Genomic DNA, 14,602 nt, shown 5'->3' with positions numbered 1-14,602 from the left:
CGGTCTGCGGTCGGAGGGAGGCTTGTCCGCAATGGGCGTACCGCTTTCGCTTCGATGCACGACGTCGCGCGGCGGGCCGCCTGCAAGGCCCATTGCCCTGCGAGATACGATCCGACGTTCGATGGTGACTGGCAACACGGTGAACAACCCGTAACGATATGGTGGCCACCCATGGGGCAACCGATGAAAACACGCCGCCGTCCTGCGTTCCAGCGGACGGCACGGCTGAAACTTGCTCGAGGATCGCTCCCGCGAACGCAAGAAATCTTGCAAGAGGCCCGAAGATTGGCGATCCCGTCACAGCGGGCGCCCTCAATCGCGAATCGGAGAACTCCTCCGGCGATCCGAGCGCGTCACCGACAAGAACCGTCTCGGATGAGACACCTCAGCCTCACTTCCGCTTTTATGATGAGCCAAGAGAAGAAACAAGTGCAAAGCGAAACAGCGCCTCGTCTTGGAGACATGAAGCTCCAGTCTCGGGCAAGCGCCGACATTTCTTAAACAAGGACCTCTTGCAGTCGATTCGCGAACGAACCGCACGAGCCGATGCCAGACCGCATGACCCATCGAATCATATTTCCCCGCCGTCCGGGCCTGCCGCCGCTGATGGTGGTTCTGATCGCGCTGGCGGCCGCCCTGGTGGCTGCTCGACCTCTGCCGAGCCTGGCCGCGGCGGACGCCACGATCGTCACCGACCTGGCTCTTTCGGCTGAGGACGACGGTTTTACAGGCCGGTTCGCGGTGCAGGGCGATGCGAAGGCGCGGCTCATTCTGATGCGCCATCCCGACCGGATCGCCGTCGACTTTCCCGAGACGCTGTCGGCCGCGGGCGATGCGGCGATGCCCGAGAATCCGCTGGTCGACAAACTGCAGCAGGGGCTCGTTCCGCCGGATCGCTATCGCTTCATCTTCTATCTGAAGCATCCGGTCACCGCCGACCTGAAGCCGGTAGAGGACGATCCGTCGGCCTTGTCGTTGACGCTCACCCCGGCCACCGAGGCGGAATTCCAGGAGGCGTTCGCCCGCCAGACGATCCGGCCGGTGACGTTGGAGGCGGACGACGGCGTGGCCGACGAAGGCCGCCGTTTCACCGTCGTCGTCGATCCGGGCCATGGCGGCATCGACACCGGCGCGATCGGCAAGAAGGACGGAACCCAGGAAAAGGACATCAATCTGGCGTTCGCGCTGGTGCTGCGCGATGCTTTGGAAAAGACCGGCGAAATCGACGCCGTGCTGACGCGCGAGACGGACAAGTTCATTCCCCTGTCCGAACGCGCGGAATTCGGCCGCCGGGCCGGAGCCGACCTCTTCATCTCGGTCCATGCCGATTCGATTCGCTATGCCGATCTTCGAGGCGCGACCGTCTATACGCTGTCGGCCAAGGCATCGGATGCTCTCGCCCGCCAAATCGCGGCCAGCGAGAATGCCGCGGACCGGTTTGCCGGTCCGGAATGGCAGCAGGAGCAGCCCGAGGTGTTCGATATTCTCCTGGACCTCACCCGGCGCGAAACCGAGGCGTTTTCGGAGCGCTTCGCGGACGATCTGGTCGACACGCTGCGCACCCACGACGTGCGGCTCATCAACAATCCCAAGCGGTCCGCCGGATTTCGTGTCCTAAAGGCGCCGGATGTTCCTTCGGTTCTGGTCGAACTCGGCTACCTGTCGAACGACCAGGACGAGAAGCTGCTGGCCTCGGATGAATGGCAGGAAGGCACGGCAGCCGCGATCGCCGATGCGGCGCTGACGTTTCTGGAGCATCGCTCGGCTCTCGCCGACCTTCAGAAGAACTAGACGAAAGACGGTTGTTGCGCTTCGGCCACAGGTGCTAGAGACGGGCGCTGCATCGGGGGCGCAACCACGCCGTTGCCGTATTCCTGAGGCAAAACAGCAATATGTTATTGGGGTCGCGGACTGGTCGCGACCGGTAGACGGAGGGTACGTCCCTCGTCGACACTGCACCGGCGCTTGAATGCGGCTTCGGTTGGAGCGGGCCCGAACGCGGGCGATGTGGATGGAGAGTTCATGATCAGGCTGATCGGATACATCTTCGGGATCGGAACGATCTTCGCACTGATCGCCGCCGCTGGGGTGGCCTGGTACGTCCATGCCCTGACCAAGGAACTTCCCGACTATCAGGTGCTGGCCGAGTACGAGCCGCCGGTGACGACGCGTATCCACGCGTCCGATGGTTCGCTGATGGCGGAATACGCCAAGGAGCGCCGGCTGTTCCTGCCGATCCAGGCGATTCCGACCCGCGTCAAGGACGCCTTCCTGGCGGCCGAGGACAAGAGCTTCTACAGCCATCCGGGCATCGACGTTTTCGGCCTGGCCAGCGCAGTGATGACGAACATCCAGAATCTCGGCACCGATCGCCGGCTGGTAGGCGCGTCCACCATCACCCAGCAGGTCGCCAAGAACTTCCTTCTGACCGCCGACCGGACGATCGACCGGAAGATCAAGGAAGCCGTGCTGTCGCTGAGGATCGAGCAAGCCTACTCCAAGGATCAGATCCTGGAGCTCTACCTCAACGAAATCTTCCTGGGCTTCGGCTCCTATGGCGTGGCGGCGGCGTCGCTCGCTTATTTCGACAAGTCGGTCAACGAGCTGTCCATCGCGGAGGCCGCCTATCTCGCGGCTCTGCCCAAGGCGCCGAACAACTATCATCCGTTCAATCACAGGGATCGGGCGATCGAGCGGCGCAACTGGGTCATCGACCAGATGGCCGAAAACAAGTTCATCACCGCCGATGAGGCCACCGAGGCGAAGGCGCAGCCGTTGGATATCCATCCGCGGCCGTCCGGCACCTATCTGTTCGCCGGCGAATATTTCACCGAGGAGGTACGGCGCGAGATCATCGACCGCTACGGCGTGGATGATCTCTACGAGGGCGGCCTGTCCGTCCGCACGACGCTCGATCCCAACCTTCAGGTGGAGGCGCGCAAGGCGCTCCAGCATGGCCTCATCAAGTTCGACGAGGCGAGGGGATATCGCGGCGCCTACAAGACGGTCGAGGTCGGCACGGATTGGGGCGAGTCGTTCGGCGATATCAAAGGTTTCGCGGACGTGCCGGAGTGGCGCCTCGCCGTGGTGCTGGAGGCCGATCACGGCAGCGCGACCATAGGATTGGAGCCAGAGCGGCAGGTCAGCGGCGAGCTCAGTGACGAGCGCACGCTCGGCAAGATTGCGCTTTCGGATATGAAGTGGGCGCTGCATCTGAACATCGACGGCAACCGCCGCAACGTCGGCGGTGCCGACGACGTGCTTTCGCCCGGCGACGTGGTCTTCGTCGAGAAGAAGGCGGATGGCGACGGCTATCTGCTGCGGCAGCCGCCGAAGGTACAGGGTGCGTTGGTCGCGATGGATCCGCACACCGGGCGGGTGATGGCCATGTCCGGCGGCTTTTCCTTCGATCAGTCGGAATTCAACCGGGCCACGCAGGCCTATCGCCAGCCGGGCTCCTCGTTCAAGCCGTTCGTTTATGCCACAGCGCTTGACAACGGCTACACGCCGGCCTCGGTCATCCTCGACGCGCCGATCTCCATTTCGGATGGCAGGGGAGGCGTTTGGGAACCGTCCAACTACGGCAACGAGGCGCCTGCCGGCCCATCGACCCTGCGCTTCGGCATCGTTCACAGCCGAAATCTTATGACCGTGCGGCTCGCACAGGCGGTGGGTATGGACCTGGTCGCCCAATACGCGGAAAAATTCGGCCTTTACGATCATCTCAAGCCATACTTGCCGATGGCGCTTGGAGCGGGCGAAACGACGGTCCTGAGGATGGTCTCCGCCTATTCGGTGATCGCCAATGGCGGTCGCTCGATCGCGCCCTCATTGATCGACCGTATTCAGGATCGTTACGGAAAGACGATCTACAAGCATGACAATCGCCAATGCGAGGACTGCAACGCGACAGACTGGGAGAACCAGCCTGAGCCGGAACTGGTTGAAAATCGCGAGCAGGTGCTCGATCCGATGACGGCCTATCAGATCACCTCGATGATGGAAGATGTGGTCCAACGGGGTACGGCGACGGTCGTGCGCCAACTCGGCGTCCCGGTCGCCGGCAAGACGGGGACGACCAACGACGAGAAGGATGCCTGGTTCGTCGGCTTCACGCCCAATCTCGTTACAGGCGTCTTCATTGGCTACGATCAGCCCACACCCATGGGGCGGGGCGCGACCGGCGGCGTGTTGGCAGCGCCCGTTTTCCTCGACTTCATGCAAGACGCGGTCAAGGGGGAGCCCGTCGTCGATTTCCAGATGCCGGAGGGCATGACGGTCATGGCTGTCGACCGCACCACCGGCATGGCGGCCAGCGGCAGTGGCTCCAATGTCATCATGGAAGCTTTCAAACCTGGTACCGGCCCGTCGGACACCTACGCCGTCATCGGCGACAGCCCGGTAGGCGAGGGCTTCTCGGCCAGCGTCTCGCAACAGACGCAGGAAGCGATCTCGCAGGGAGCGGGCGGCCTGTTTTAACGGCCGGCCATTCACCGTTCAGAGTCATCACGGTCCGGAAGGCAGCGCCTTTCGGACCGTGTCGTTTGGTCCGGCGCGATCTCGTTCAAGCGTCGCGCGGAGCGTCCGACAAGGTCCGGCCCAGCCGTCCGGCCAGATCCTGGACATACTGCCAGGCCACGCGGCCCGACCGGCTGCCGCGCGTGGTGGCCCATTCCAGCGCCTCGCCTCGGATCTCGGCGAAATCGATCGGCAGGTGGTGGGCGTCGAGATAGCCCTCGACCATGGCGAGGTAGTCGTCCTGGCTGCAGTTGTGAAAACCCAGCCAGAGGCCGAAGCGGTCGGACAGGGAGACCTTTTCCTCGACCGCCTCGTGCGGGTTGATGGCGGTGGAGCGCTCGTTCTCCATCATGTCGCGCGGCAGAAGGTGTCGTCGATTCGAGGTGGCGTAGAACAGCACGTTGTCCGGCCGGCCCTCGACGCCACCTTCCAGCACAGCCTTCAGCGACTTGTAGGACGTGTCATTGCCGTCGAAGGACAGATCGTCGCAGAACAGCAGGAAGCGGTAGGGGGCCTGTCGCACGATCTGCAGCACGGCCGGCAGCTCGGCGATATCCTCGCGATGGATCTCGATCAGCTTGAGAGCCGGCGCGCCGGGATCGCGGCTGTCGTTGACCGCGGCATGAACCGCCTTGACCAGCGACGACTTGCCCATGCCGCGGGCGCCCCACAGGAGCGCATTGTTGGCGGGCAGCCCGCTGGCGAAACGCCGTGTGTTGGCGAGCAGGATCTCGCGACAATGGTCGATCGCCTTGAGCAGGCCGATCTCCACCCGGCTGACGCGCGATACCGGCGCGAGTCTTGCCGGAGGCTCGAATACGAAACAGTCGGCGGCATCGAGATCCGCAGGCGGCGGCGCGGCGGGGACGAGCCGTTCCAGGCTGACCGCGATCCGCTGCAGCGTCTGGTGAAATTGGATCGCTACGTCTCTGTCCATGCCGGTCTCCAGCGGTTGGCGCGCATCGGGAGTCACCGTGCGGCGCCGCTTCTGTTGCATTCACACCCACCGTTCGTATATTCCGCGCACCACGTAAAGGCCCGCGCTGCGGGGTTGTTTTTCAAGGAGTGTTCGATGAATGCTGGCTCGGGGGCGGAAGCCTTCTCGATGATCATCCCCTTCGTGCTGGTCTTCGTGATCATGTATTTCCTGATCATTCGGCCGCAGCGCACCCAGGTGAAGAAGCGCGAGGAGATGCTGAAGGCGATCCGCCGCGGTGACACGATCGTGACCGGCGGCGGCGTGATCGGCAAGGTGACCAAAGTCCTGGACAATGGCGAACTGGAAGTGCAGATCGCCGAGCAGGTCAAGGTGCGTGTTCTCCAGGGCATGGTGAGCGACGTCCGGGTGAAGGGCGAGCCCGCCGCGGCGAACGCGAAATAGGCGAGCGCCCCGCGCGTTTCTGCCGAATGCACGGCGCGGCGGCCGGTGAGCGGTCGCGCCGACCGACAATGATGAACGACGAACCTGCCGGGCCGGTGGCGCCGGGCGGTCGGTATTTTCGGATCTCCGATGCTTTATTTTTCGCGATGGAAGACCGTCCTCATCTGGCTGACGATCCTCGCCGGTGTGGTGTTGGCGGCGCCGAACCTGTTCACCCGCGAGCAGCTTTCTTCGCTGCCCTCCTGGGTGCCGCAGGATCAGGTGACGCTCGGTCTCGATCTCCAGGGTGGCTCCTACATCCTGTTGGAGGTCGATCGTGCGTCGCTGATCGCGGAACATCTGCAGACGCTGCGTGACGACGCCCGCCAGGCGCTGCGCGATGCGCGCGTCGGATATACCGGACTGGGCACCAGCGGAAATGCCGTGGAGGTCACGCTTCGCGATACGTCCGAAATCGACGCGGCGCGCGAGGCGCTGAGTGCACTGGCGCAGCCGGTCTCGGGCGGTCTGCTGGGCGGCGGCTCGATCACCGAAGTCGAAATCTCGCAGCCGCAATCGGGCACCTTCCGCCTCGGCCTGACCGATCAGGGCATCGACTATCGTGTGTCCTCCGCGGTCGACCAGTCGATCGAGGTGGTGCGGCGGCGCATCGACGAACTCGGCACGACCGAGCCGCAGATCCAGCGCCAGGGCACCGACCGGATCATGGTCCAGGTGCCGGGCCTGCAGGATCCCGCACGCCTGAAGGCGCTGCTGAATCAGACGGCCAAGCTCACCTTCCGGCTCGTCGATCTCACGGTTTCGGGGGACGACGTGGCGCGCGGCGCAACCCGCGTGCCGGCCGATTCCGAACTGCTCTACACGGCCGACGACAACCAGCCGATCGTGGTCAAGCGACAGGTGATGGTGTCGGGCGAGAACCTGACCGACGCTCAGGCCGGATTCAACAGCCAGACCAACGAAGCCGTGGTGAACATCCGCTTCGATACCCGCGGGGCGCAGCGCTTCGGCGCGGTGACACAGCAGAACGTGGGGCGGCCCTTCGCCATCGTGCTCGACAACAAGGTGCTCTCCGCGCCCAACATCCGCGAGCCGATCCTGGGCGGCCAGGCGCAGATTTCCGGCAGTTTCACCACTCAGACGGCCAACGATCTCGCCGTGCTGCTGCGCGCCGGCGCGCTGCCGGCGACGCTCAACATCATCGAAGAGCGGACGGTCGGTCCGGGCCTTGGTGCCGACTCGATCGCTGCCGGCGAGATGGCCGGCATCATCGGCGCCATCCTGGTCGTCGTCTTCATGCTGGCGGCCTACGGCTTCCTCGGCGTCATCGCCAACATCGCACTGATCGCCAACGTGATCCTGCTGATCGCCATCCTCTCGGTGATCGGGGCGACGCTGACGCTGCCGGGCATCGCCGGCATCGTGCTCACCATCGGCATGGCGGTCGATTCCAACGTGCTGATCTACGAGCGCATCCGCGAGGAGCACCGCAAGGGTCAACCGATGATCCCGGCGATCGCCACCGGCTTCCAGCGGGCCTTGGCGACGATCATAGACGCCAACATCACGACGCTGATCGCTGCGGTGATCCTGTTCTTCCTGGGCTCCGGTCCGGTGCGCGGCTTCGCCGTGACGCTGGCGATCGGTATCGTCACCACGGTGTTCACCGCCTTCACGCTGACGCGCTGGCTGGTGGCCGAGTGGGTGCGCCGCCGCCGGCCGAAGGAACTGCCGCGTCAGTACGTCCGGCTGGTGCCGGAGGTGACGCGCATTCCCTTCATGAAGGTGCGTTTGCAGTTCTTTGCCGTATCGCTGGTGCTCTGCGCACTGTCCGTCGGCGCGCTGGCCACGGCCGGCCTCAATTTCGGCATCGACTTCACCGGCGGCTCACTGATCGAGGTGCAGGCCAAGCAGGGCGATGCGGACGTCGGCGATATCCGTCAGCGGCTGGGTGAGGTCGGACTGGACGACGTTCAGGTGCAGGAATTCGGCACGCCCGACGAAGCCTTGATTCGAATCGGCGCCCAGGACGGCGGCGGCGACGCGAGCCAGGTCGCCACCGTCAACGCCGCTCAGGATGCCCTGTCGGCGGATTATGATTTCCGGCGCACCGAGGTCGTCGGCCCGACCGTATCCGGCGAACTTGCCTGGGCGGGCACGATCGGCGTTCTCGCCTCGCTGTTCGCGATCCTCGTCTATATCTGGTTCCGCTTCGAGTGGCAGTTCGCCCTCGGCGCGATCATCTGTACCGTCAACGACGTCATCCTGACGCTCGGCTTCCTCGTGCTGACGCAGCTCGAGTTCAATCTGTCGAGCATCGCGGCGATCCTGACCATCGTCGGCTATTCGCTAAACGACACCGTCGTCGTCTACGACCGGGTGCGCGAGAACCTGCGCCGCTACAAGCGGATGCCGCTCGGCCAGCTGCTCGACCTGTCGGACAACGAGATGCTGTCGCGCACGACGCTGACCTCGCTGACCACGCTGCTGGCGCTCGCGGCGCTGTTCTTCTTCGGTGGCGAGGTAATCCGCTCCTTCGTGGCGGCCATGCTCTTCGGTGTCTTCATCGGCACGGGCTCGTCGATCTTCGTGGCGGCACCGGTGCTGATCTTCTTCAAGCTGCGGCCCGTCGACGTCATGCCGCCGGCGGCCGACGACGCACCGGCCGGTGGCGAGGCTGCCGGCGCGGGCAAGGCATAGGCGGCCGGCCGGCTCGATCATGGAGATCCGCGAAGCACACTTTCCGGGACGCGCGCCGATCGATGCCTATGGCAACGGCGGTTTCCGCTTCGCGGAGATGTCGCACCGCGGGTCGCTGCTGTGCCTGCCATCCGGCGTCTACGGATGGGATGCGACGCAGGAGAACCCGTTCTCCGGCGAACGCCTGATGAAGATCTTCGAGGAAGCGGAACAGATCCGGTTTCTGATCTACGGCACCGGCACCGATCTTCGGCGTGTGCCGGCCGCTCTGGCGGACCGGCTGCGGCAGGTGGGCATCTCCTGCGATCCGATGTCGACGGGTGCGGCGGTCAGGACCTTCAACGTGATGCTGGCCGAGAACCGCCCGGTCGCCGCGGCGCTGATCGCCGTCGATTGACGGACGCGCGTCGATCGCGACACCATTGGCCATGAGCATCGACTATCAACCGAGCGAGACGCTGGTTCGCGACGAGGATCCCGACCGTTTCCTGTCGACCTTGTTCGCTCCGCAAGACCGGCGCTCCCATCTCAACGCGCTCTACGCCTTCAACATCGAGACGGCGAAGGTGCGCGAGCGCGTCAGCCAGCCCTTGCCCGGCGAAATCCGGTTGCAATGGTGGCGCGACACGATTGCCGGTGCGCCGGATGGCGCCGGCGAGGCAGGGCAGGGCAATCCGCTGGCGGCGGCGTTGATCGACACGATCCGACGCTTTCATCTGCCACCGGACAGCTTCGACCGCTTCGTCGAGGCCCGAATCTTCGATCTCTATGACGATCCGATGCCGGACCGGCATGCTTTCGAGAGCTATGCCGGAGAAACGGCGGCGTCGTTGATCATGCTCGCGGCGATGGTGCTCGACCGGCAGGCTGCGCCACAGGCTGCGGAAGCCGCCGGCCACGGCGGCGTGGCGCAGGTCGCGGCGGGCGTGCTGCGGCTTCTGCCGCTGCATCGCAGCCGCGGACAGATCTTCATCCCGGCGGATATACTGGAGGCGGCCGGCTGCCAGCCGGAGGCCCTGCTCGGCGGCGATCCCGTGGCCGGCGAACGCGCGGTGGCGGCGATGGCCGCCTTCGGGCGCGAGCATCACCGGCGCTTCATCGACGCGTTCGGAGGGCTGCCCAGGAGCCTGCGCCCGGCCTTCCTGCCGGTGCTGATGACGGGCCGTTATCTCGACCGGATCGAGGCGGATGGCGGGACGGTCCTGACAAGGCCGAGCGCGGGGGGCGGCCCCTTCGTCCGGCTCTGGACCTATTGGCGGGCCATGCGCAGGTCTTGAGGCGCGGCGATCGCCTTTATGACACCTGCTACGTACCGAGCCAGGCGGCGAAGTCGGTCAGCGCGCGGTTGGCCAGAGCCTGCTTCTTGGCCACCGCCTTCTCCTTGCCGCGGAAGCGGCGACCCTCGGGGCGCGGCACCTCGACCGGCGGAAACAGGCCGAAATTGACGTTCATCGGCTGGAAGGAACGCTTGCCGCCTTCCTCCTCGGTCGACAGATGGCCGCCGGTGATGTGCGCGAGCAGCGCTCCCATGGCTGTCGTCGCAGGAGGCGGCGCAATCGTCGTGCCGCGCGCCTCGGCGGCGGCGAAACGGCCGGCCAGCAGACCGACGGACGCCGATTCGACATAGCCTTCGCAGCCGGTGATCTGGCCGGCGAACCGCAGCCGGGGCACGGCCTTGAGGCGCAGCGTGCCGTCGAGCAGGTCGGGCGAATTGAGGTAGGTGTTGCGATGCAGCCCCCCCAGGCGCGCGAACTCGGCGTTCTCGAGGCCCGGAATCATCCTGAAGATGCGTGCCTGCTCGCCGTATTTCAGCTTCGTCTGGAAGCCGACCATGTTGTAGAGGGTCCCCAGCGCGTTGTCCTGGCGCAGCTGCACCACGGCATAGGGCTTGACGTCGGGATCGTGCTGGTTGGTCAGGCCCATCGGCTTCATCGGACCGTGCCGCAGCGTCTCCACACCGCGCTCGGCCATGACCTCGATGGGCAGGCAGCCATTGAAATAGGGCGTGCCCTCCCATTCACGGAATTCGGTCTTGTCGCCGTCGATCAGCGCCTGGACGAAGCGTTCGTATTGATCCTTGTCGAGGGGGCAGTTGACGTAGTCCTTGCCGGTGCCGCCTGGGCCGACCTTGTCGTAGCGCGACTGGAACCAGGCCTTGTCGAGATCGATGGTTTCGAAATGGACGATCGGCGCGATGGCGTCGAAAAAGGCGAGCGAGTCGGTGCCGGTCGCCTGGCGCACGGCGTCGGCCAGCGACGCCGATGTCAGCGGTCCGGTGGCGATGATTGTTTGACCCCAGTCCTCGGGGGGCAGGCCCTCGACCTCTTCACGGCGCAGTTCGATCAAGGGATGGGCCTCGATCGCCGCCGTCACCGCACCGGCAAATCCTTCGCGGTCGACCGCCAATGCGCCGCCGGCCGGTACCTGGTGCGCATCGGCCGAGCGCATGACCAGCGAGCCGGCGAGCCGCAGTTCGGCATGCAGCACGCCGACGGCGTTCGACTGAGCATCGTCGGAACGAAAGGAATTGGAGCAGACGAGTTCGGCGAGCGAATCGCTCTTGTGGGCGTCGGTCGCGCGATGCGGCCGCATTTCGTGGAGCACCACCGGCACGCCGGCCTCGGCGATCTGCCACGCCGCTTCGCTGCCGGCGAGGCCGCCGCCGATGATATGGATCGGTTTTGTCATGCCCGCGCTTGTAGCGCATCGCGCGCCGGAAAGAAGGGCGGTGGGCGCGGAAAATCGAGCCAAGGCCGCAGGCGGTTGTGAAAGGGCTGCAGAAACGACAACGCCTGCCGGGGGAGGACCGGCAGGCGCTGCTTGAATGTCTGCGGTGGGAGGAGAATCCGCAGACCGGGCTTCGCTTCGGTCCGGGAGGAGGAAAGACCTTGGCGAAGCTTGAACTGAGCGCCTGTCGGGGGAGGATCCGACAGGCGCTTTGGGTGCCCGCGGTGGGAGGAGGATCCACGGGCATTTTCGCAACGGGCCTGGGAGGAGGATGGCCCATGCGAACTCTGAAACTGGGCACCTGTCGGGGGAGGATCCGACAGGTGCTTTGGATGCCCGCGGTGGGAGGAGGATCCACGGGCGTTTTCGCAACGGGCCTGGGAGGAGGATGGCCCATGCGAACTCTGAAACTGGGCACCTGTCGGGGGAGGATCCGACAGGTGCTTTGGGTACCCCGCGGTGGGAGGAGGATCCGCGGGTGTTTTCGTATTGGCCCGGGAGGAGGTAGGCCGTTACGAATTCCCAACTTGGAGACCTATCGACCGGTGCCGACGGGTCTGAAAGGCGACCTGCGAGGGAGGAGGTTCGCAGGTCAATCGCATCGGCCCGGGAGGAGGTGGGCCTTTGCGAAACGGTAACCGCTTAGCGGCTGGCGCGGCGTGCGACCGACCGGATCTCGGTGCGGGCGATGCCCAGATCGTCGAGATCGCGCTGCGAAAGCCGGTTCAACTCGTTGCAGGTCTCACGATAGCGGCGCCACGAGCTATAAGAACGAAGAAGGTTCATTGTTCCACTCCAGTGTTCAAATCGATTGAATGCCTGAGCACTCATCCTTGTTTGTTGGCAGTAACCTATGCCCGATCCGGCCCCCGTGGTAGCCGGGAAGCCGCATGGCAGCTTTGCGGATCGTGCATTGCAGCGCAGCGCTCAAGATGCAGGCGAATCAATGGCTTGCGCTCGCTGACCGCCAACCGGCGAATGGCCGAAGCCGGTCACGCATCGTTGCGCTTTGAAAGCTTCGGAGAGATTTGCCGCAATCGCGCGGACGTACTGGTATGGCGGAAGGCCGCAGCTTTCGAAGGAATGCCCTTTGAAGGCATGCCGGACGGATGATATAGACCGCCGCGTTTCCCGGCGTTGGCCCGGGGCCGCGCATGCGGGTGTGGTGAAATTGGTAGACACGCAGGATTTAGGTTCCTGTGGCGTAAGCCGTGGGGGTTCAAGTCCCTCCACCCGCACCAGCGCGATCGGGTCATACCGGCCCTCGCAATATACGGGCGTCCACCGCGGCATATAATGCGGCATATAATAATGCCGCCGAGAAGCCCTGTCGGAGGTCGCCTCGGGAGCCGACCACCACTTGTACCTCAGCAGCTCGATCGACCCGCCGGTCGTGCCGCCACCTCGTCGTCCGTCCAGGTCGGACCTTCCGGCACGTCGCCGATCGTGGATCGCGTGGACGGGAAAACGCCGGGGCTGAGTATCATTGGTCCCGCCGTCACGCGGCCGACATCATGATCGCGCCGCGGTCCCGCCTGACCTCTTGCGAGGAGTCACCCCTTGCTCTACAAGGCCCGCCAACCGGGGGAACAGGAGCTCAGTTCCTGTGGCGACAGCTGTGGGGTTCAAGTCCCTCCGTTCGCACCAGGTCGCCTTCTCCTTTCATCATAATCGGGATGCGGTCAGGCAACGCACCCAGGCACTATAAAGAAGTAGGTTGGGAACAATGCAGGTTACGGAAACCAAGGCCGAAGGACTGAAGCGCGAGATCGAGATCGTCGTGCCGGCTTCGGACCTTGAGGAGCGGCTGCAGAAGCGTCTGGACGACGCCAAGGGTCAAGTGCGCTTGAAGGGTTTCCGGCCCGGCAAGGTCCCGATGGCGCATATGCGCAAGATGTACGGCCGCTCCATGATGGCCGAGATCGTCAACCAGATCCTGAACGAGACGCCCCGGTCCGTGATCGCGGAGCGCAACGAGCGCTCGGCCATGCAGCCCGAGATCGGCATGACGGAAGACGAGGCCGAGGCCGAGAAGGTGCTCTCCGGCCAGTCCGACTTCCGCTTTACGCTGTCCTACGAAGCGCTGCCGACCTTCGAATTGAAGGAGACAGACGGCATCGCGGTGGAACGGCCGGTGGTCGAGATCCCCGACGAGGAAGTCGAGGAGCAGGTCAAGCGGATCGCCGAGAACGCTCGCACCTACGAGCCGAAGGAGGGCCCGGCCGAGGAGGGCGACCGCGTCACCATGGATTTCGTCGGCAAGATCGACGGCGAGCCCTTCGAGGGCGGGGCGGCCGAGAATTCGAACCTGGTGCTTGGCTCGGGCCAGTTCATCCCCGGCTTCGAGGACCAGCTCAAGGGCGTCTCCGCCGGCGAGGACAAGACGGTCGAGCTCACCTTCCCGGAAGACTATCCGGCGGAGCATCTGGCCGGCAAGGCGGCCACCTTCGAGGTCAAGGTCAAGGAAGTCGGCAAGCCCAACGATCTGGAGCTCAACGACGATCTCGCCAAGCAGATGGGCATCGAGTCGATCGACCGGCTGCGCCAGGTCGTGCGTGAGCAGATCGAGAGCCAGTACGGCCAGATGACGCGCCAGAAGGTGAAGCGTCAGCTTCTGGACGCACTCGACGAGCAGTACGACTTCGACCTGCCCGAGAAGCTGGTCGAGGCCGAATTCAACAACATCTGGACCCAGGTGACCCGCGAACTCGAGCAGGCGAGCAAGACCTTCGAGGACGAGGACACCACCGAGGAGAAGGCGCGCGAGGAATATCAGCGCCTGGCATCGCGTCGTGTCCGTCTCGGGCTCGTGCTCTCGGCCATCGGCGAGAAGGCCGAGGTCCAGGTGCGCGACGAGGAGATGCAGCGGGCCCTGATGGACCAGGTTCGCCGCTATCCCGGACAGGAACAGCAGATCTACGACTACTTCCGCCAGAACCCGGAGGCGATCGCCAGCCTGCGCGCGCCGATCTATGAGGAGAAGGTCGTCGACCACCTTCTCACGGTGATTTCGGTCACCGACAAGACCGTCAGCAAGGAAGAGCTGATGAAGGAGGACGAAGACGCCGAGACTGCGCTCGCCTCGTAACGGCACTTGCGGCAGAGCGTCGCGGACGATAATGGGGCCGGCTAACCATGCCGGCCTTTTTTTTCATCGAAAAAAACCTCCACCTCTGGTGGAGGAGCAGATGGGTTCGACACCGTATAAAAGAAACCTCCGTGCTTGAGCCACGAAGTGGGCAAGAGCGGAGGTCATAGTGGACGATAACCATCTAT

General features: G+C 64.6%; 10 protein-coding genes and 1 tRNA gene. 8 read left to right on the top strand and 3 right to left on the bottom strand.

The genetic code is table 11. The features are described 5' to 3' along the window. Positions 1-558: 558 nt before the first annotated feature. Together SMD10_RS12010 and SMD10_RS12005 are read left to right on the top strand one after the other, a co-directional pair. Positions 559-1,791, top strand: a complete 1,233-nt coding sequence (locus SMD10_RS12010) for an N-acetylmuramoyl-L-alanine amidase family protein (protein WP_331685938.1) — start codon at positions 559-561, stop codon at positions 1,789-1,791. A 231-nt stretch (positions 1,792-2,022) separates the two neighbouring features. Beyond that, entirely contained in the window at positions 2,023-4,479 is a 2,457-nt protein-coding gene (locus SMD10_RS12005; RefSeq protein WP_331685936.1) for a penicillin-binding protein 1A, read from the top strand. 85 nt (positions 4,480-4,564) lie between these two features. On the opposite strand, the gene SMD10_RS12000 is transcribed toward SMD10_RS12005, so the two are convergent. Continuing rightward, positions 4,565-5,455: an ATP-binding protein gene (locus tag SMD10_RS12000; RefSeq protein ID WP_331685935.1), complete on the bottom strand. Its 891-nt coding sequence runs from the start codon at positions 5,453-5,455 to the stop codon at positions 4,565-4,567. 135 nt (positions 5,456-5,590) lie between these two features. On the opposite strand from SMD10_RS12000, the gene yajC reads away from it, so the two are divergent. From yajC to SMD10_RS11980, 4 genes are all read left to right on the top strand, one after another. Then, entirely contained in the window at positions 5,591-5,899 is a 309-nt protein-coding gene (gene yajC / locus SMD10_RS11995; protein WP_331685934.1) for a preprotein translocase subunit YajC, read from the top strand. Between the two features lie 129 nt (positions 5,900-6,028). Further along, positions 6,029-8,599, top strand: coding sequence for a protein translocase subunit SecDF (gene secDF / locus SMD10_RS11990; RefSeq protein WP_331685933.1), 2,571 nt, complete (start codon positions 6,029-6,031; stop codon positions 8,597-8,599). A 19-nt stretch (positions 8,600-8,618) separates the two neighbouring features. Continuing rightward, the gene (locus SMD10_RS11985; protein ID WP_331685932.1) at positions 8,619-8,996 is read left to right on the top strand and encodes an Mth938-like domain-containing protein; all 378 of its coding nucleotides are present in this window, start codon (positions 8,619-8,621) and stop codon (positions 8,994-8,996) included. 31 nt (positions 8,997-9,027) lie between these two features. Continuing rightward, complete coding sequence (locus SMD10_RS11980) at positions 9,028-9,876, top strand: phytoene/squalene synthase family protein (protein ID WP_331685931.1); 849 nt, start codon at positions 9,028-9,030, stop codon at positions 9,874-9,876. 28 nt (positions 9,877-9,904) lie between these two features. Here the strand turns inward: SMD10_RS11980 and trmFO are convergent, their stop codons facing one another. Both trmFO and SMD10_RS11970 read right to left on the bottom strand, forming a co-directional pair. Then, positions 9,905-11,287, bottom strand: coding sequence for a methylenetetrahydrofolate--tRNA-(uracil(54)-C(5))-methyltransferase (FADH(2)-oxidizing) TrmFO (gene trmFO, locus SMD10_RS11975; protein ID WP_331685930.1), 1,383 nt, complete (start codon positions 11,285-11,287; stop codon positions 9,905-9,907). Between the two features lie 681 nt (positions 11,288-11,968). After that, the gene (locus tag SMD10_RS11970; RefSeq protein ID WP_331685929.1) at positions 11,969-12,112 is read right to left on the bottom strand and encodes a DUF1127 domain-containing protein; all 144 of its coding nucleotides are present in this window, start codon (positions 12,110-12,112) and stop codon (positions 11,969-11,971) included. Between the two features lie 370 nt (positions 12,113-12,482). Between SMD10_RS11970 and SMD10_RS11965 the strand changes: the two genes are divergently transcribed. Both SMD10_RS11965 and tig read left to right on the top strand, forming a co-directional pair. Further along, a tRNA-Leu gene (locus tag SMD10_RS11965) sits at positions 12,483-12,567 on the top strand. A 485-nt stretch (positions 12,568-13,052) separates the two neighbouring features. Beyond that, on the top strand, positions 13,053-14,414 hold the full coding sequence (gene tig, locus SMD10_RS11960; RefSeq protein ID WP_331685928.1) for a trigger factor: 1,362 nt from the start codon (positions 13,053-13,055) through the stop codon (positions 14,412-14,414). Positions 14,415-14,602 lie beyond the last annotated feature (188 nt).

Origin of the sequence: Consotaella aegiceratis, assembly GCF_036541425.1 — a bacterium.
Classification (GTDB): domain Bacteria; phylum Pseudomonadota; class Alphaproteobacteria; order Rhizobiales; family Rhizobiaceae; genus Consotaella; species Consotaella aegiceratis.
Note: the sequence above shows the minus strand (reverse complement) of the source record. Positions and strands in the feature narration are given on the sequence as shown.

What these genes read in the sequence shown, in the direction of transcription:
- SMD10_RS12010 (WP_331685938.1), top strand. Translation starts at nt 559, where the DNA reads ATGACCCATCGAATCATATTTCCCCGCCGTCCGGGCCTGCCGCCGCTG.
- SMD10_RS12005 (WP_331685936.1), top strand. Translation starts at nt 2,023, where the DNA reads ATGATCAGGCTGATCGGATACATCTTCGGGATCGGAACGATCTTCGCA.
- SMD10_RS12000 (WP_331685935.1), bottom strand. Translation starts at nt 5,455, where the DNA reads ATGGACAGAGACGTAGCGATCCAATTTCACCAGACGCTGCAGCGGATC.
- yajC (WP_331685934.1), top strand. Translation starts at nt 5,591, where the DNA reads ATGAATGCTGGCTCGGGGGCGGAAGCCTTCTCGATGATCATCCCCTTC.
- secDF (WP_331685933.1), top strand. Translation starts at nt 6,029, where the DNA reads ATGCTTTATTTTTCGCGATGGAAGACCGTCCTCATCTGGCTGACGATC.
- SMD10_RS11985 (WP_331685932.1), top strand. Translation starts at nt 8,619, where the DNA reads ATGGAGATCCGCGAAGCACACTTTCCGGGACGCGCGCCGATCGATGCC.
- SMD10_RS11980 (WP_331685931.1), top strand. Translation starts at nt 9,028, where the DNA reads ATGAGCATCGACTATCAACCGAGCGAGACGCTGGTTCGCGACGAGGAT.
- trmFO (WP_331685930.1), bottom strand. Translation starts at nt 11,287, where the DNA reads ATGACAAAACCGATCCATATCATCGGCGGCGGCCTCGCCGGCAGCGAA.
- SMD10_RS11970 (WP_331685929.1), bottom strand. Translation starts at nt 12,112, where the DNA reads ATGAACCTTCTTCGTTCTTATAGCTCGTGGCGCCGCTATCGTGAGACC.
- tig (WP_331685928.1), top strand. Translation starts at nt 13,053, where the DNA reads ATGCAGGTTACGGAAACCAAGGCCGAAGGACTGAAGCGCGAGATCGAG.